The 16387-nt window shown below is 71.9% G+C and carries 15 protein-coding genes; 8 read left to right on the top strand and 7 right to left on the bottom strand.

From position 1 onward, the window contains the following. Nucleotides 1-32 precede the first annotated feature (32 nt). From ACZ6YG_RS22950 to ACZ6YG_RS22940, 3 genes are read left to right on the top strand one after another with little or no spacing between them, the layout of a single operon-like run. Nucleotides 33-563, top strand: a complete 531-nt coding sequence (locus ACZ6YG_RS22950) for a PadR family transcriptional regulator (RefSeq protein ID WP_148033831.1) — start codon at nucleotides 33-35, stop codon at nucleotides 561-563. 7 nt (nucleotides 564-570) lie between these two features. Then, the gene (locus ACZ6YG_RS22945; protein ID WP_466019138.1) at nucleotides 571-1524 is read left to right on the top strand and encodes an ATP-binding cassette domain-containing protein; all 954 of its coding nucleotides are present in this window, start codon (nucleotides 571-573) and stop codon (nucleotides 1522-1524) included. Then, nucleotides 1521-2270, top strand: coding sequence for an ABC transporter permease (locus tag ACZ6YG_RS22940; protein ID WP_148033832.1), 750 nt, complete (start codon nucleotides 1521-1523; stop codon nucleotides 2268-2270). The genes ACZ6YG_RS22945 and ACZ6YG_RS22940 overlap by 4 nt, the downstream gene beginning before the upstream one ends. Here ACZ6YG_RS22940 and ACZ6YG_RS22935 read toward each other — a convergent pair. Genes ACZ6YG_RS22935 through ACZ6YG_RS22925 form a run of 3 tightly spaced genes read right to left on the bottom strand, consistent with a single transcriptional unit; the run spans nucleotide 2250 to nucleotide 6541 of the window. Beyond that, nucleotides 2250-3083, bottom strand: a complete 834-nt coding sequence (locus ACZ6YG_RS22935) for a MurR/RpiR family transcriptional regulator (protein WP_148033833.1) — start codon at nucleotides 3081-3083, stop codon at nucleotides 2250-2252. The two genes, ACZ6YG_RS22940 and ACZ6YG_RS22935, sit on opposite strands and share 21 nt — an antisense overlap. 48 nt (nucleotides 3084-3131) lie before the next feature. Next, nucleotides 3132-4808, bottom strand: coding sequence for a urocanate hydratase (hutU, locus tag ACZ6YG_RS22930; protein WP_466019137.1), 1677 nt, complete (start codon nucleotides 4806-4808; stop codon nucleotides 3132-3134). A gap of 26 nt (nucleotides 4809-4834) precedes the next feature. Next, a complete protein-coding gene (locus ACZ6YG_RS22925) occupies nucleotides 4835-6541 on the bottom strand; it encodes an ABC transporter ATP-binding protein (protein ID WP_466019136.1) in 1707 nt (568 codons plus the stop codon). A 216-nt stretch (nucleotides 6542-6757) separates the two neighbouring features. On the opposite strand from ACZ6YG_RS22925, the gene ACZ6YG_RS22920 reads away from it, so the two are divergent. From ACZ6YG_RS22920 to ACZ6YG_RS22910, 3 genes are all read left to right on the top strand, one after another. Beyond that, nucleotides 6758-8134: a DUF4331 domain-containing protein gene (locus ACZ6YG_RS22920; RefSeq protein WP_466019135.1), complete on the top strand. Its 1377-nt coding sequence runs from the start codon at nucleotides 6758-6760 to the stop codon at nucleotides 8132-8134. Between the two features lie 115 nt (nucleotides 8135-8249). Next, entirely contained in the window at nucleotides 8250-9446 is a 1197-nt protein-coding gene (locus ACZ6YG_RS22915; protein WP_466019134.1) for a tetratricopeptide repeat protein, read from the top strand. Next, nucleotides 9443-11023, top strand: a complete 1581-nt coding sequence (locus ACZ6YG_RS22910) for a High-affinity nickel-transporter (protein WP_466019133.1) — start codon at nucleotides 9443-9445, stop codon at nucleotides 11021-11023. Before ACZ6YG_RS22915 ends, ACZ6YG_RS22910 begins: the two co-directional genes overlap by 4 nt. A 12-nt stretch (nucleotides 11024-11035) precedes the next feature. On the opposite strand, the gene ACZ6YG_RS22905 is transcribed toward ACZ6YG_RS22910, so the two are convergent. Genes ACZ6YG_RS22905 through ACZ6YG_RS22890 form a run of 4 tightly spaced genes read right to left on the bottom strand, consistent with a single transcriptional unit; the run spans nucleotide 11036 to nucleotide 13553 of the window. Further along, nucleotides 11036-11731, bottom strand: coding sequence for a nucleotidyl transferase AbiEii/AbiGii toxin family protein (locus ACZ6YG_RS22905; RefSeq protein WP_466019132.1), 696 nt, complete (start codon nucleotides 11729-11731; stop codon nucleotides 11036-11038). Beyond that, nucleotides 11728-12045, bottom strand: coding sequence for a hypothetical protein (locus tag ACZ6YG_RS22900; protein WP_148033839.1), 318 nt, complete (start codon nucleotides 12043-12045; stop codon nucleotides 11728-11730). Before ACZ6YG_RS22900 ends, ACZ6YG_RS22905 begins: the two co-directional genes overlap by 4 nt. Nucleotides 12046-12048: 3 nt before the next feature. Continuing rightward, nucleotides 12049-12807: a hypothetical protein gene (locus ACZ6YG_RS22895; RefSeq protein ID WP_148033840.1), complete on the bottom strand. Its 759-nt coding sequence runs from the start codon at nucleotides 12805-12807 to the stop codon at nucleotides 12049-12051. Nucleotides 12808-12848: 41 nt separating this feature from the next. Next, nucleotides 12849-13553, bottom strand: a complete 705-nt coding sequence (locus ACZ6YG_RS22890; RefSeq protein WP_219546595.1) for a FadR/GntR family transcriptional regulator — start codon at nucleotides 13551-13553, stop codon at nucleotides 12849-12851. A 122-nt stretch (nucleotides 13554-13675) separates the two neighbouring features. Here ACZ6YG_RS22890 and ACZ6YG_RS22885 point away from each other — a divergent pair, with 122 nt between their 5' ends. After that, a complete protein-coding gene (locus ACZ6YG_RS22885; protein ID WP_271275891.1) occupies nucleotides 13676-15046 on the top strand; it encodes a glutamine synthetase family protein in 1371 nt (456 codons plus the stop codon). 44 nt (nucleotides 15047-15090) lie between these two features. Continuing rightward, nucleotides 15091-16383 carry an aldehyde dehydrogenase family protein gene (locus ACZ6YG_RS22880; protein WP_466019201.1) on the top strand — a complete coding sequence of 431 codons (1293 nt, stop codon included), beginning with the start codon at nucleotides 15091-15093 and terminating at the stop codon, nucleotides 16381-16383. Nucleotides 16384-16387 lie beyond the last annotated feature (4 nt).

Here is a 16387-nt window from a genome sequence, read left to right as displayed (position 1 = left end):
CAGTCACTCAAATTTGAGTACAAACTTGAGCCGTGTCCACAACTCGCATTCTGATCCTCGGCACCCTCCTCGACGGCCCGCGCAACGGCTACCAGGTCCGCCGCCACCTGGAGACCTGGGGCGCCGACAGCTGGGCCAGCGTGAAGTTCGGCTCCATCTACCACGGGCTCGGCAAGATGGCCGACGAAGGGCTGCTGGAGGTCGTCGAGTCCGGCAAGGGCGGCGCCACCGTCTACGCCATGACCGACGATGGCCGGTTCGAGTTCCACCGCCTGCTCCTGACGGTCTGGCACGAGCTGATGCCGATCGTCGACCCGTTCCAGGTGGCGCTCACGTTCATGAACCATCTCGACAAGGAGACCCTGATGAGCGCGCTCCGCAGCCGGAGCGAGCTCCTGGAGCTGACGATCGCCGGCGCGGACCGGTCGTACGGCACCAAACAGCGCTTCGGCGCCCCCCGCCACATCGACGAGACGCTCAGGCTCAACACGGCCATGCTGCGGGCGCAGCTCGACTGGTGCCGGCAGGCGCTGGACAAGGTCGAGAGCGACGAGCTTCCTTAGGAGAAGCATGATCATTGACGCGAAAGGGTTGAAGAAGACCTTCACCTCGCGCGGCCGCAAGGGCGCGCGGACCGTCGAGGCCGTGCGCGGCGTCGACCTGGAGGTCGAGACCGGCCAGATCTACGGCGTGCTCGGCCCCAACGGCGCGGGCAAGACGACCACGATCCGGATGCTCGCCACCCTCATCAGGCCCGACGCGGGCACCGCCGCGATCGCCGGCCACGACCTGCTGAAGGAGCCCGCCGCGATCCGCCGCGCCCTCGGCTACGTCAGCCAGGCCGGCGGGGTCGAGGAGCAGAACTCGCCGCGCAGGCAGGTGATGTTCGCGGCCAGGCTGTACGGGGTCGCGGACGCCGCGGCGGCGGCCGACCGGGTGCTGAAGAGGTTCGACCTGGCCGACATCGCCGACCGGCCGGGCCGCACCCTGTCCGGCGGGCAGAAGCGCCGGGTGTCCATCGCGCTCGGTCTGGTCCACACGCCCCCGCTGCTGTTCCTCGACGAGCCGACCACCGGCCTCGACCCGCAGAACCGCGCCAACCTGTGGGACCGCATCAGGGAGCTGCGCGAGCAGGGCACCACCGTCCTGCTCAGCACCCACTACCTGGAGGAGGCCGACGCGCTCTGCGACCGCCTGGCGATCGTCGACCACGGCGTGGTCGTCGCCGAGGGCACCCCCGCCGAGCTCAAGCGCGAGGTCTCCGGCGACGTGGTGACGCTCCGCCTCGACGAGCCGGAGCGGGCCGCCGCCGTGCTCGGCCCGCTCGCCAGGGAGGCCAGGGTGGACGACCAGGTGCTGCGCGTCTACGTCGACGACGGCGAGCACACGCTGCCCAAGCTGCTGAGCGAGCTGCAGGAGCAGCGGCTCGCCCTCACGTCCATCTCGCTCGACAGAGCCACGCTCGACGACGTCTTCCTGGCCAAGACGGGCCGATCCCTTCGTGACACGGGAGCCGAAGCATGATCAGGGACACCGGCCTCTTCCTGGGCCACGAGCTGCGCAACACCTTCCGCAACCCGATCTGGCCGCTGTTCGGCATCATGCAGCCGGTCATGTACCTGCTGCTGTTCGCGCCGCTCTTCGCCGGCATGGCGTACGGCGGCGACCTCGGTCAGGCGCTGACCATGTTCGCGCCCGGCATGCTCGTCATCACCGCCCTGTTCGGCACCATGGGCGTCGCGTACGGGACCATCTACGAGATGCGCAGCGGCGTGCTGGAACGCATCGCGGTCACCCCGACCTGGCGGCCCTCGATCGTGCTCGGCCGCATGCTGCGGGATGTGGCCGTGCTGGTGGTGCAGTCGTTCATGGTCATCCTCATCGCGCTGCTCATGGGGCTGCGGATCGGCCCGGCCGGGCTGGTGCTCACGCTGCTCCTGCTGGCCGTCACGGGGCTGTTCTCCTCGGGCGTGGCGTACGGGCTGGCGCTCAGCCTCGGCGACGAGAACGCGATGGGGCAGATCATGCAGTTCTTCGCGCTGCCGCTGATGCTGCTGTCGGGAGCGCTGCTGCCGATGGCGCTCGGGCCCGACTGGCTGGAGCGGGTCGCCTGGTTCACGCCCTTCTACCACCCGGTCGAGGCCGGGCGGGCGCTGTTCGCGGGCAACCTGACCGACGTGTCGATCCCGCTCGCGTTCGCCATCATGCTGGGCCTGGCGGCGCTCACCGTGACCTGGTCCGTGCGGTCCCTAAGGAAGATCACCGGTTAGGAACGTGCCGGTCTCGTCCGTCATCCGCTCGTACTCCTCCAGCCGCGCCTGGGTGCGCAGCGGCGCCGCGTCGGCCATGGCCTCCACCAGGGCCATGGCCAGGGCCAGGGGCGCCGCGTGGGAGTCGAACACCAGCCGGTCGCCCACCGGCGCGTCGAGCACCACCTCGGCGGGGAAGCCGGGCCGGTCGCAGATCGCGGCCACCCTGTAGCCGAGCTTGCCCGCGTACTCCAGCGCGTTCATCACCTCGACCGGATAGCGCGGGAGCACCACGGCGACCAGCCACTCCGCGCCGGCACGGCGGGCGGAGTGCAGGCCGTCGATGAGCTCCGACCCGCCGTGCGTGAGCAGCCGCACGTCGGGGTGGATGCGGCGGGTGTAGTACGCGAACGTGGTCGCGAGCCCGGCCGACACCCGCAGCCCCAGCACGGGGAGCGGCTCGGCGGCGGCCAGGAACGCGCCCAGCTCCTTCAGCGGCAGCGACGGCAGCCGGTCGCGGACCGCGGTCAGGTTCCTGATCTCGCGGTCGATGGCTCCTTTGATCAGGCTCTCCTGCTCGCCCTCCGGCGGCCCGCCCAGCACCAGGGGACGCAGCGCCTGCCGCAGCTCCGGGTATCCGGCGAAGCCGAGCACCATGGCGAACCTGGTCACGGACGGCTGGCTCACCCCCGCCCGCTCGGCCAGTTCCACGCTCGACAGGAAGATGGCCTCCTCCAGGTGCTCCGACAGGTAGTGAGCGATCCTCCTCTGCACCGGCGAGAGCCTGTGGCCGTCGAGAAGCCGGTCCAGCCCGCTGTGATATGCGCCAGTCACTCCTGCTCCAACACCGTGCGCACGGCATTCTCATCCCACATGGATCACTCAGGACTCACGCATCGGGACGCGGACCCCGCGCGCGGCCGCCACCGCGGCCGCCTCCTCGTAGCCCGCGTCGACGTGGCGCATGACGCCGGTGCCCGGGTCGTTGGTGAGCACCCGGTCGAGCTTCTCCCCGGCCAGCGCGGTGCCGTCGGCGACCGTCACCTGGCCGGCGTGGATGGAGCGGCCGATGCCGACGCCGCCGCCGTGGTGGATGGACACCCAGGCCGCCCCAGAGGCCGTGTTGAGCATGGCGTTGAGCAGCGGCCAGTCGGCGATCGCGTCGGAGCCGTCGGCCATCGCCTCGGTCTCGCGGTAGGGGGAGGCGACGGAGCCGCTGTCGAGGTGGTCGCGGCCGATCACGACGGGCGCCCGCAGCTCTCCGGAGGCGACCATGTCGTTGAACCGCTCCCCCGCCACGTTGCGCTCGCCGTAGCCCAGCCAGCAGATCCGCGCGGGCAGGCCCTGGAAGTGGACCTTCTCGCCGGCCTGGCGGATCCAGCGGGCGAGCGGCTCGTTGTCGGGGAACAGCTCCAGGATCGCCTGGTCGGTGGCGGCGATGTCGGCGGGGTCGCCGCTGAGCGCCGCCCACCTGAACGGCCCCTTGCCCTCGCAGAACAACGGCCTGATGTACGCGGGCACGAACCCGGGGAAGTCGAAGGCCCGCGCGTATCCGGCCAGCTGCGCCTCGCCCCTGATGGAGTTGCCGTAGTCGAACACCTCGGCCCCCGCGTCCTGGAAGCCGACCATGGCCTCGACGTGCGCGGCCATGGACTGGCGGGCGCGCTCGGTGAAGCCCGCCGGGTCCTTGTCGCGTTCGGCGGCCATGTCGTCGAAGGCGACGCCGAGCGGCAGGTACATGAGCGGGTCGTGGGCGGAGGTCTGGTCGGTGACGATGTCGATCCCGGCGCCGCGGGCGAGCAGCGCGGGCACGGCCTCGGCGGCGTTGGCCACCACGCCGATCGACAGCGGCCGCCGCGCGTCGCGCGCCTCGTACGCCAGCCGCAGCGCCTCGTCCAGCGACTCCGCCCGCACGTCGAGGTAGCGGTGCTCGATGCGGCGGGTGACGGAGCGGGGGTCGCAGTCGAGGCAGATGGCCACGCCGCCGTTCATGGTGACGGCGAGCGGCTGCGCGCCGCCCATGCCGCCGAGCCCGGCGGTGAGCGTGACGGTGCCGGCCAGCGAACCGCCGAACCGCTTGGCCGCCACCGCCGCGAACGTCTCGTACGTGCCCTGCAGGATGCCCTGGGTGCCGATGTAGATCCAGGAGCCCGCGGTCATCTGCCCGTACATGGTGAGCCCGGCGGCTTCGAGCCGCCGGAACTCCTCCCAGGTGGCCCAGCCGGGCACCAGGTTGGAGTTCGCGATCAGCACCCTGGGCGCCCACTCGTGGGTGCGGAAGACGCCGACGGGCCGCCCCGACTGCACCAGCAGCGTCTCGTCGCCCTCCAGCGTGGTGAGCGTCCTGACCAGCGCGTCGTAGGAGGCCCAGTCACGGGCCGCGCGGCCCGAGCCGCCGTAGACGACGAGCTGCTCGGGATGCTCGGCCACCTCCGGGTCCAGGTTGTTGCGGAGCATGCGGAGCGCGGCCTCCTGCGGCCACCCCTTGGCGGTGAGCGTGGTGCCTCGCGGCGCGCGCACGGTGCGGCTCATGGCGACCTCCTGAATGAACACATTCATCAACGTCACCCGAAGAGTACAACGCGCTAGCTCACGAGGAACTGGGTGGCCGCCAGCTCGCGGTAGAGCTCGTCGGCCCCCACCAGCTCGTCATGGGTGCCGATGGCCCGCACGCCGCCGCTCTCCATGAGGACGATCCGGTCGGCGTTGGTCACCGTCGACAGCCGGTGGGCGATGACCAGCACGGTCGTCTCGGCGGCAACCTCGGCGATGACCTCGCGCAGCCGCAGCTCGTTGACCGCGTCGAGCTGCGAGGTGGCCTCGTCGAGCAGCAGCAGCCTGGGCTTGCGCAGCAGCGCCCTGGCGATGGCGACGCGTTGCCGCTCGCCGCCCGACAGCAGCACGCCCCGGTGCCCGACCGCGGTGTCGAGGCCGTCGGGCAGCCTGGCCACCAGGTCGTCCAGGCGGGTGCGGACGATCGCGCGGCGCAGCTCGTCCTCGGTGGCGTCAGGGGCGGCGAACAGCAGGTTCTCCTTGAGCGTGCCGGCCAGCACGGGCGCGTCCTGCTCGACATAGCCGAGCGCGGCCCGCAGCTCGCCGAGCGACCAGTCGCGGATGTCCCTGCCGTCCAGCGAGATGACCCCGCCCTGGTGCTCGTAGAAGCGTTCGAGCAGGGCGAAGACGGTGGACTTGCCCGCGCCCGACGGGCCGACGAGCGCGGTGAGGCCGCCGGGCGGCACCTCGAAGCTGACCCCGTCGTGCACGATCGGCCGGTCGTCGCCGTACCGGAAGACCACGCCGTCGAAGCGCACGCCGAGCGGGCGGTCGCCGGTGCCGGCCGGCACGCCGACGGGCTCGCCGGGCAGGTCCTCGACCTCCTTGATGCGCTTCATCGCGGCCAGGCCCTGCTGGAGCTGGACCGCGCCCTCGACGAGCTGGCCGATCGGCGCCACCAGGTAGAACAGGTAGAGCAGGAAGGCGATCAGCGAGGAGACCTCCAGCGCGCCGGAGGCGACCCTGGCCCCGCCGACGCCGAGCACGCCGAGGAAGGCGATCTGCACGGCCATCCAGGTCGACACCCCGGCCAGCGAGGTCCACCCGGCCACCTGGAGGCCCCGGTCGCGGGCCCGCTCCGCGGCGCCGCCCACGACGGCGATCTCGCGCTCCTCGGCGCCGCTGGCCTTGACCGTGCGGTAGGCCTGCAGCGCCCGGTCGAGCACCGCGCCCATCTCGCCCACGGCCTCCTGGGCGTCCTTCTGCGCCCGCATGATGCGCGGCATCACCAGGCCGGTCAGCCCGCCGATCACCACCACCACGAGCAGCGTGACCAGCAGCAGCGTGCCGTCCATGGCGGCCATCAGGACGATGGCGCCGACCAGCATGAACACGGCGCTGACGGAGTCGACGACGCCGTTGGTGAGCACAGCGCGCAGCAGCGTCGTGTCGCCGGTGACGCGGGAGAGCAGGTCGCCGGGCTTGAGCCGGTCGACGTCGGCCACCCGCAGCCGCAGGATGCGGTCGACCAGGCGGCGGCGGGCGCCCAGCACGACGCTCTCACCGGTGCGCTCCATCAGGTAGGAGCCGGCGGCCGACACCACGGCGCCGACCAGGACGGCGACGGTCAGGCCGATGAGCGGCCCGGCCATCGACCCGTTCTCGCCGAACGCGTCCACCACGTACTTGGCGAGCAGCGGCATGGCGAGGCCCGCCGCCGAGCCGATCAGGCCCAGCACCCCGCCCGCCACCAGGATCCACCGGTGCGGGCGCAAGTAGGCCAGTAAGTCCTTGATCACCGAATCTCCTTCCAGGGGCCGTTCAACCTCTCAACGAACGGGCGCGCGCGTTCCGCACCCGTCAACCTAAATTGACTCCTTTGGTATGTCAACTTCGATTGACGACTCCTCCTTGAGGATGAGAGCGACATCCGCCCGCCCCCGTCACGCGAATAGGGCGCGAGGAACCCGGCCGGAACCTCGTCATCGATCAGCACCTTTCCGAAAGGACCGACCATGGAGCACCGGATCGACCGGCGCGCCCTCATCGGACTCGGCGTCGCGGTGGCCCTGACGGCCTCCTCGCTCGCGATGTTCCGTACGGACTCCGGCACGGCCTCCTCGCACCGCGAGGCGCCCGCCGTCATCGGCGACCCGCTCAACGACAACACCGACGTGTACGCGTTCGTCAGCCCGGACAAGCCCGGCACCGTGACCCTGCTGTCGAACTGGATCCCGTTCCAGGAGCCGCAGGGCGGGCCGAACTTCTACCCGTTCGACACCAGGTCGCGCTACAACATCAAGATCGACAACGACGGCGACGCCAAGCCCGACATCACCTACCAGTGGACCTTCCGCAACGAGGACCGGCGCGGCAACGCCACCTTCCTCTACAACAACGGACCGGTCACCTCGCTCGACGACCAGAACCTGCTCTTCCGCCAGCGCTACACGCTCAGGCGCATCACCGAGAACGGCAGCAGCACGCTCGTCTCCAACGGCATCGTCGCGCCGAGCAACGTCGGCCCCGCGTCCATGCCGAACTACGGCACCCTGCGCTCCCAGGCGATCACCAGCCTGAAGGGCGGCGGCAAGACCCTCGCGGGCCAGTCGGACGAGGCGTTCTTCCTCGACCTGCGCGTCTTCGACCTGCTGTACGGGGGCGACCTGTCCGAGGTGGGCCGGGACACGCTCAAGGGCTACAACGTCAACACGCTCGGCCTGCAGGTGCCGAAGGAGGACCTCGCGCTCAAGGGCGACCCCAAGCGCAACCCGGTCGTCGGCGTCTGGTCCACCACCGACAAGCACAACGGCGGCAAGTTCGTCCAGGTCTCCCGCCTGGGCAACCCGCTGGTCAACGAGGTGGTGTCCCCCGCCGGGCTGAAGGACGCCTTCAACGCGCTGCCGCCCGCCAAGGACGCCGACGTGGCCGCCCTGGTCAAGCGGGTCACCGACCCCGAGGTGGCCAGGCTGCTCGCGTCCATCTACGGCATCAAGGCGCCCGCCACTCCGCGCAAGGATCTCGTCCAGATCTTCCTGACCGGGATCGCCAAGGGCAACGGGCCGATCGCGGCCGACCTGAACGCGCAGTCGCTGAACAAGGACGCGGGCAAGCTCCGCCCGGCCGAGATGCTCAGGCTCAACATGTCGATCCCGCCCAGCAAGGACCCGAACAGGCTGGGCGTGCTCGGCGGTGACCTGCAGGGCTTCCCCAACGGCCGCCGGCTCGCCGACGACGTGGTGGACATCGAACTGCAGGCCGTCGCGGGCGCCGCGCAGTCCGGCAAGCTCATCCCCGCCCTGACCGACAAGGTGGACATGAACGACAAGCCGTTCGGCGGCACGTTCCCGTACATCCCGCTCCCCAGCAACGCCTCGGTCAACCAGCGCTGACCCCCGCCCGGCCGACCTTCTCCCGGTGGCGGGCCCTCTCCCGCCCCGCCGCCCCAGGACCGGTCGGCCGCTCCGGCGGCCGGCCGGTTCCCTCCCACGACTCCGGAGCCCTTCGATGCGTTCACTACTCCTGCTGGCAGGTCTCGTCCTGACCGGCGCGCTGCTGTTCACCGTCTTCGGCGTCGCCGCCGCACCGGCCGGCGCGCCGGCGCCCGCGGCCGGGCGGGAAACCCTGCAGGACCGGCTCAAGCGGCTGCCGGACGACCACCGAGGCTGGGCCCAGCTCGGCGTCCAGTACGTCGACCAGGCCAGGATCAGCGGCGACCCGTCGTACTACACCAAGGCGGCAGGCGCGCTCGACACCGCCGCCCGGCTCAGCCCGCGCGACGACGCCGTCCTGACCGGCCGGGCCACGCTCGCCGCCGGCCGCCACGAGTTCGCCGAGGCCGAGCGGCTGGCCGAGCGGGCGCTCGACGCCAACGCCTACAGCGCGGCCGCGTACGGGGTGCTCGCCGACGCCCGCGTCCAGCTCGGCGACCTGCGCGGCGCGCGGGAGGCGGTCGAGCGGATGCTGGGCCTGCGGCCCGGCGTCGCGTCCTTCGCGCGCGCCTCGTACGCGGCCGAGCTGCGCGGCGACCTCGACGGCGCGCGCCGCTACCTCCAGTACGCCCACGAGGACGCGCGCGTCCCCGCCGATCTCGCCTACGCCCGCCACCAGCTCGGCGAGCTGGCCCTGCACGCCCACGACTTCGAGACGGCCGACCGGTGGTACGCCAGGGCGCTGGAGGCCGACCCCGGCCACACGCCCGCCCTCGCCGGCCGGGCCAGGGCCGCCGCGCTCGGCGGCCGGCTGGACGAGGCGCTCACCCGGTACGAGGGCGTGGTCCGGCGGCTGCCGCTGCCCCAGTATCTGATCGAGCAGGGCGAGGTGCGGCTCAAGGCGGGCCTGCCCGCCGACTGGACGCTGCTGGACGCCCAGCGCGACCTGCTCGCCAGGACGGGCGTCCGCGACGACCTGACGTGGGCCGAGTTCGAGGCCGACCACGGTGACCCCGACGAGGCGGTGCGGCACGCCCGTGCCGAGTACGCCCGCAACCCCGGCCTGATCGCCGCCGACGCGCTCGGCTGGGCGCTGTTCAAGGCCGACCGGCCGCGCGAGGCGCTGCGGTACGCGAAGCAGGCCACGTCGACCGGCTGGCTGCATCCCGTCCTCCGCTACCACCGCGCCGAGATCGAACGATCCCTCGGCCGCGACGTCCCCCTCGACCCCCGCTTCGACCCGGAGCTGGCCACCCTGGCGAGGTTCTCATGACCGATCCCGAGCTCACCCCCCTCACCGAAGCCCCCTCCCACCCCACGAAATCGGCCGCCACTCCCGACCAGGTCCGTAACGCCGCCCGCACACCGAACCGGACCCACCCCGCAGAACGGGCCGACCTCCCGGAAGACGCCCGTCACGCCGCCTCGCGCAGGAGGTGGTGGCGGTTGGGGGTCTTGCTGCTCGGGCTGGTGCCGGTGTTCCTGAGCGTGCCGGCGCGGGCCGCCGCCGCGCATCCGCTGGGGAACTTCACGGTCAACCACTACAACGGGCTGACCGTCTCCGGCGGGCAGGTGGAGAACCTGGCCGTGGTGGACCTGGCCGAGCTGCCCACGCTGCAGGCCAGAACGGAGGTGGACGCCACGTACGCCTCCCGCCGCTGCGCCGCGCTCGCCGCCGCCCAGCGGCTGACGGTGGGCGGCGCGGCCGTCCCTTGGCGGGTGGTACGGGCCGGGCACGCGTACACGCCGGGCCAGGGCGGGCTCAGGACCAGCCGGCTGACCTGCGCCCTGGTGGCGGAGACCGCGGTGTCCGGGGCGGTGACGTTCACCGACGGCTTCGAGCAGGACCGGATCGGCTGGCGTGAGATCACCGCGACCGGCGCAGGGGTCCGGCTCCTCGACGCCACCGTGCCCGAGTCCAGCGTGAGCGGGGAACTGCGCAGATACCCAGACGATTTGCTGACGTCACCGCTGGACCAGCGGACGGCCTCGTTCACCGTCTCACGGCTCGGCGCCGGGACCGGAACCCCCGCGTCCGGGACCCCCGGCCTCTCCGTCGGCGGACCCGTCGGCCAGGCGCTCGACACGCTGGACCGGACGTTCACCGGGCTCGTCGGCGCCGACTCGCTGACCGTGCCGCTCGGGCTGCTGGCGCTGGGCCTGGCGGTGGTGCTGGGGGCCGGGCACGCGCTGATCCCCGGGCACGGCAAGACCGTCATGGCCGCCTACCTGGCAGGGCGCCGCGGACGGCCCAGGGACGCGCTCGTCGTGGGCGCCACGGTGACGGCCACCCACACGGTGGGGGTGCTGGCGGTGGGGCTCGCGCTGAGCGTCTTCACGGCCCTGGCCGGCGAGTCGGTGCTGGCCTGGCTGGGGGTGGCCGGCGGCGTGCTGATCGCCGCCATCGGCCTCCGCCTGATCCACACCGCCCGCCGCTCCCGGAACGCCCATGCCGCCGGGCACGGGCACGGCCATGGGCACGGCCATGGACACGGCCATGGACACGGCCATGGACACGGCCACGGGCATCGGAGGAGTGGGCTGGTGGGGCTGGGGGTGGCCGGTGGGCTGGTGCCGAGCCCGTCGGCGCTGGTCGTGCTGCTGGGCGCGGTCGCGCTGGGCCGGACCTGGTTCGGGGTGGCGCTGGTGACCGCCTACGGGGTCGGCATGGCCGCCACCCTGACCGTCACCGGCCTGCTGCTGGTCAAGCTGGTCGACCGGCTGGAGGCGCGGGCGTCGGCGGGCCGCCGGCTCGCCGCCCGCCTGTCGGGCGCGGCCCCGCTGGGCACGGCCGTGATGGTGGTGCTCCTCGGCGCCGGCCTGGCCCTCCGCTCAGCCGTGACGCTGTGACCACCCGATGCCTCAGTCGACCCCGGGCAGATCGGAGACGTCGTACTCGGCATCACCGTCGTCGGCCCGCCGCATCTTGATGTCGTCCGCCCACGCCGAGGTCAGCCTCCGGATGTCTCGCACCCGATCCGCGGTCACCCCATAGGCCGCGAACTCCTCGTCGGCGATGAACTCCACGAACTCCAGCCGCATGACGAGCTCGGGAAGTGAGAAGTCCTCCGCGTGCAGGCCGCCCAGCCGCTCCAGATCTCTGAAGGAGTAGAGGTGGGCCACGGCGGCGATGTCGATGACATCGCGGGCCAGGCTGCGTTCGTACAGTGCCCGCATCTTCAGGCCCACGGCGTCGTCGAGCGCGACGACCCGCAGTTCGCCGCACACGCTGGGCTGCTGCTGGAGCGCCTCCCTGAGGAGGTCCACCTCACAGTGCTCCTCCGTCGAGGGATCCTTGAGGAGCAGTCGCCCGTACCGGGGTGTCACCTCCAGCACGGACACCTCCAGACCGGCGGCGCGGAGCGCCTGGGCGATCCCCTCCGCCACCTCCGGCAGCGGCGTGTCCGCACTGGTGGCGAAGTCCAGGTCGGTGCTCGGCCGGTCCATGAATCCGTGCGCCCGCATCGCGTGCCCGCCCGCGAGCAGCAGATGGAAGCGCTTGCATGCCGGCAGCACCATTCCCAGCACCCGTTCCTGGAACGGCGGGAAGCGGATCACGGGAGCATGCCGAGGGCCAGCTTGTGCTCCCAGGCCCGGCGGTGGCCCGGGCCGAGCCCTTTCCTGAGCAGCGGCCAGTCGGCGGTCAGGTGGCGTGCGTTCAGGTATCTCTCCGCGTCCACGCGCCCGCCGCCCGTGATCACCATGCGGTACATCGACAGCCTCAGGCGCAGATCGGCCAGGTCGTACTCGCGGGGGCCCGACCATGACAGGTGGGGTGGCAGCGCCACCTTGCCGTCCACGGGTCCGCGCAGGTCCGTGAGCGAGTCGGGGATCTGGGCCAGCAGCCCGTCAGACCTGGAGGGAAGCGCCATGGCTCAAGTATGGCGGCGCAGACGGCGGGTGGAAGGCAGGTCGTGGCGGCCCGAGAGGAACTCCTGGAAGGCGATCTTGGCCCGGATCGCCGGCCGGCGCCAGCGTTCCTCCCGGTGGATGGCCTTGGCCATCTTGCGCGGCGAGCGCCCGACGAAGAACCAGTGGGCCCACGGCGACCCAGGCCGGGCCAGCCGCACCGCGCCCACCAGCAGCAGGAAGGGGAGGAACAGCCCTGCCATGCCGGTCCAGATCTTCCCCTTGAGCAGCGTGATCACGGCCAGCACCAGGTTGCCCAGGATCAGCGCCGCCGGGTCGACCAGCGGCGGGCCGAAGTCCCAGCTGAGCGGCCGCAGCCCGATGAGCAGCAGCCCGGTGACCGCCACGGCGATGAACACCGCGTCCACCGAGGTGCGCCCCTCCTCCTCCCAGTAGACGTCGTGCAGGTGGAGGATCAGCGCGAACTCGTCGAGCACCAGGGCAGACCCGATCCCGAACACCGACGCCGCGACCGCGTGCCCCACCTGCGACGCGCCGGAGACGACCATCCCGGCCACCCCGCCGACCAGCATGAGCACGACCCCGAACACCACGTGGTGGATGTGCATCTCGCCCACGTTGACGTTGCGGAACCAGCCGACCTTGGCCCTGATCAGCCGTACGTTGATGCGGGTGGCGATGAACGCCACGATGAGCGCGACGAAGAAACAGAACAGCGGCAGCCGTCCCGTCGCGATGATGCTTCCGTGAAACCATTTCTCCATGACCGTGAACCGACTCTACGAGCCTGTGGGCAGTGGTGCGGTCAGGAGAGGAATCCGCGCAGCAGGGCGGCGGTGCCTTCCAGGTGTTCGCTCATGGCGCGGCCGGCCCCCTCGGGGTCGCCCGCCAGGATGGCCGCCACGATCGCCCGGTGCTGCGCGGCCGCGTGGTCGAGGTTGACCTGGAGCATGGGGATGGCGTTGAGCAGGTCGCTCACCCGCAGGCGGGCGTCGGCGCAGGCGGACGCGAGCAGGGCGGACCCGGTCAGCTCGGCGATCGACAGGTGGAAGGCGGTGTCGAGGCGGCGGTAGTCCTCCAGCGAGGCGCCGTCCAGGTCGGCCAGCCTGCGCCTGAGCGTGTCGCGCTGCCCGCCGGTCAGCTCCATCCCGGCCAGCGCCTGCGCGGCGCCGCACTCGACGGCCAGGCGGAAGGTGAGCGCGTCCGCCAGGTCGTCGGTGCCCATGTCGGCGACCGCCTTGCGCAGGTCGGCCGGCCCCGGCCGGGGCGGCACGTAGGTGACGAACGCGCCGCCGTAACGGCCGCGCCGCACGTCGAGGTAGCCCGCGTCCTGCAGGGCGCGGATGGCCTCGCGCAGCGTCACCCTGCTGATGCCGAGCTGGACGGCCAGCTCGCGCTCGGGCGGGAGCTTGTCTCCCGGCGCCACCACGCCCAGCTTGATCGCCTGCAGGAGCCGTTCGACGGTCTCCTCGAAGGCGTTTCCGGCTCTCACGGGGCGCAGCACCGTCATCAAACGCGCCGACTCGTCCAACGTGTCCTCAGGTCTTGACAAGCGATCCCGCCATACACATCAATGGTCTGAGACTAGCCCAATCAACGGGAAACCGCCTCCTGCGAGATCGGAGCCAGCACGTGAGCGAGCGGTCCAGTCATGGCTTCCTCACCGTCGACGAGCTACGGCAGGAGGTCGCGGCGGGCCTGGTCGACACGGTGCTGCTGGCCATCGCCGACATGCAGGGCCGCCTCCAGGGCAAGCGCCTGTCCGCGCGCTACTTCCTCGACGAGGTGCTGCACCACGGCTCCGAGGGGTGCAACTACCTGCTCGCCGTCGACGTCGACATGAACACGGTCGGCGGATACGCGATGTCGTCCTGGGATCGCGGGTACGGGGACTTCGTGATGCGGCCCGACCTGTCGACGTTGCGGCGGGTGCCCTGGCAGGAGGGCACCGCCCTGGTCATGGCCGACCTCACCTGGGAGGACGGCGGCGAGGTGACCGCCTCGCCGCGCCAGATCCTCCGCCGCCAGCTCGCCCGGCTCCAGGAGCGCGGCCTGCGCGCCTGCGTCGGCACCGAGCTGGAGTTCGTCGTCTACGAGGACTCGTACGAGGGAGCCTGGAACCGCGCCTACCGCGACCTGACCCCCGCCAACCTCTACAACGTCGACTACTCGCTGCTCGGCACCGCCCGCGTCGAGCCGCTGCTGCGCCGCATCCGGCGCGACATGGAGGGTGCGGGCCTGTACGTGGAGTCCGCCAAGGGCGAGTGCAACCCGGGCCAGCACGAGATCACCTTCCGCTACGCCGAGGCGCTGGTCACCTGCGACAACCACGCCGTCTACAAGAACGGCGCCAAGGAGATCGCCGCCCAGGAGGGCAAGTCGATCACCTTCATGGCCAAGCCGAACGACCGCGAGGGCAACTCCTGCCACATCCACATCTCGCTGCGCGGGGCGGACGGCGAGCTGGTGATGGCGGGCGACGGGCCGCACGGGCTCTCGCCGCTGGGGCAGCGGTTCATCGCCGGTCAGCTCGCCTGCCTGCGCGAGCTCACCCTCATGTACGCGCCCAACATCAACTCCTACAAGCGGTTCGTGCCCGGCAGCTTCGCGCCCACGGCCGTCAAGTGGGGCGTCGACAACCGCACCTGCGCGCTGCGCCTGGTCGGCCACGGCCCCTCGCTGCGGGTGGAGAACCGGGTGCCGGGCGGCGACGTGAACCCGTACCTCGCGGTGGCCGCGCTGGTCGCGGCCGGCCTGCACGGCATCGACGGGGAGCTGGAGCTGGAGGAGGCGTTCGAGGGCAACGCCTACACCTCCGGCGCCGAGACCGTGCCCCACACCCTGCGCGACGCGCTGGCCCTGTTCGAGGGTTCCAAACTGGCCGGGGAGGAGTTCGGGGAGGACGTGGTGGCCCACTACGCCAACAACGCGCGGGTCGAGCTGGCGGCCTTCGACGCGGCGGTGACCGACTGGGAGATGTTCCGGGGATTCGAGCGCCTGTGAAGATCATCAATCCGGCGACGGAGCAGGTCGTGGCCGAGGTCGAGATGGCCGGGGCCGCCGCGGTCGACGAGGCCGTGGCCAGGGCCGCGAAGGCCTACCGGGAGTGGCGTGAGGTGGCCCCGGGCGACCGGGCGCGGCTGCTGCGCGGCTTCGCCGACCTGGTCGACGCGCACGCCGAGGAGCTGGCGATGCTGGAGGTGGCCAACGCCGGCCACCCCGTCGGCAACGCCCGCTGGGAGGCGGCCGCCGTCCGCGACGTGCTCCACTACTACTCCGGCGCTCCCGAGCGCAACCACGGCAGGCAGATCCCGGTGCCCGGCGGCGTGGACGTCACGTTCCAGGAGCCGCTGGGCGTGGTGGGCGTGATCGTGCCGTGGAACTTCCCGATGCTGATCATGTCGTGGGGCGTCGCGCCGGCCCTCGCGGCGGGCAACACGGTCATCGTCAAGCCCGCCGAGCAGACCCCGCTGACCGCGCTGCGGCTGGCCGAGCTGGCCCTGGCGGCGGGCCTGCCCGAGGGGGTGCTCCAGGTCCTGCCCGGGGTGGGGGAGGTCGCGGGCGCCCGGCTGGTCGAGCACCCCGGCGTCGCCAAGATCGTGTTCACCGGCTCGACCGAGGTGGGCAAGGAGATCGCGGCCAAGGCCGCCGCCCACGTCAAGCGACTCACGCTGGAGCTCGGCGGCAAGTCGGCCAACATCGTCTTCGCCGACGCCGACGTCGCCAAGGCCGCCGCCGCCGCCCCGTACGCGGTCTTCGACAACAGCGGTCAAGACTGCTGCGCCCGCTCGCGCGTGCTGGTGCAGGAGAGCGTGTACGACGAGTTCCTGGAGCGGTTGTCGGAGGCGGTGCGCGGGCTGCGCGTCGGCGACCCGCTCGACCCCGCCACCGAGATGGGCCCGCTGATCAGCGCCGAGCACCTGGAGCGGGTCCGCGGCTTCGTCGCCGACCCGTACCTGCAGGGCTCGTGCCCGCAGGGCCGCGGCTACTGGTTCCCGCCGACGGTGCTGACCTCGAACGTCACCGACCGGGCGTTCACCGAGGAGATCTTCGGGCCTGTCGTGTCCGTGGTGCCGTTCGCCGGCGAGGCCGACGCGGTCCGCATCGCCAACGACACCCGCTACGGCCTGTCCGGCTCCATCTGGACCCGCGACATCGGCCGGGCGCTGCGGGTGGCCCGCGCGGTCGAGTCCGGCGCGCTCTCGGTCAACTCCAACTCCTCGGTCCGCTACTGGACCCCGTTCGGCGGCTTCAAGGAGTCGGGGCTCGGCCGCGAGCTGGGCCCCGACGCGCTCGCCGCCTTCACCGAGACCAAGAACGTCTTCATCTCAACGGAGTAGCCCT

Source organism: Nonomuraea sp. NPDC054003 (genome assembly GCF_055585125.1).
This window is presented reverse-complemented; position numbering and strand designations above follow the sequence as displayed.

Bases quoted from the DNA above. Each gene is read 5' to 3' on its own strand.
- ACZ6YG_RS22945 (WP_466019138.1), top strand. From the start codon at position 571: ATGATCATTGACGCGAAAGGGTTGAAGAAGACCTTCACCTCGCGCGGC.
- ACZ6YG_RS22940 (WP_148033832.1), top strand. From the start codon at position 1,521: ATGATCAGGGACACCGGCCTCTTCCTGGGCCACGAGCTGCGCAACACC.
- hutU (WP_466019137.1), bottom strand. From the start codon at position 4,808: ATGAATGTGTTCATTCAGGAGGTCGCCATGAGCCGCACCGTGCGCGCG.
- ACZ6YG_RS22920 (WP_466019135.1), top strand. From the start codon at position 6,758: ATGGAGCACCGGATCGACCGGCGCGCCCTCATCGGACTCGGCGTCGCG.
- ACZ6YG_RS22915 (WP_466019134.1), top strand. From the start codon at position 8,250: ATGCGTTCACTACTCCTGCTGGCAGGTCTCGTCCTGACCGGCGCGCTG.
- ACZ6YG_RS22910 (WP_466019133.1), top strand. From the start codon at position 9,443: ATGACCGATCCCGAGCTCACCCCCCTCACCGAAGCCCCCTCCCACCCC.
- ACZ6YG_RS22900 (WP_148033839.1), bottom strand. From the start codon at position 12,045: ATGGCGCTTCCCTCCAGGTCTGACGGGCTGCTGGCCCAGATCCCCGAC.
- ACZ6YG_RS22895 (WP_148033840.1), bottom strand. From the start codon at position 12,807: ATGGAGAAATGGTTTCACGGAAGCATCATCGCGACGGGACGGCTGCCG.
- ACZ6YG_RS22890 (WP_219546595.1), bottom strand. From the start codon at position 13,553: ATGACGGTGCTGCGCCCCGTGAGAGCCGGAAACGCCTTCGAGGAGACC.
- ACZ6YG_RS22880 (WP_466019201.1), top strand. From the start codon at position 15,091: ATGGCCGGGGCCGCCGCGGTCGACGAGGCCGTGGCCAGGGCCGCGAAG.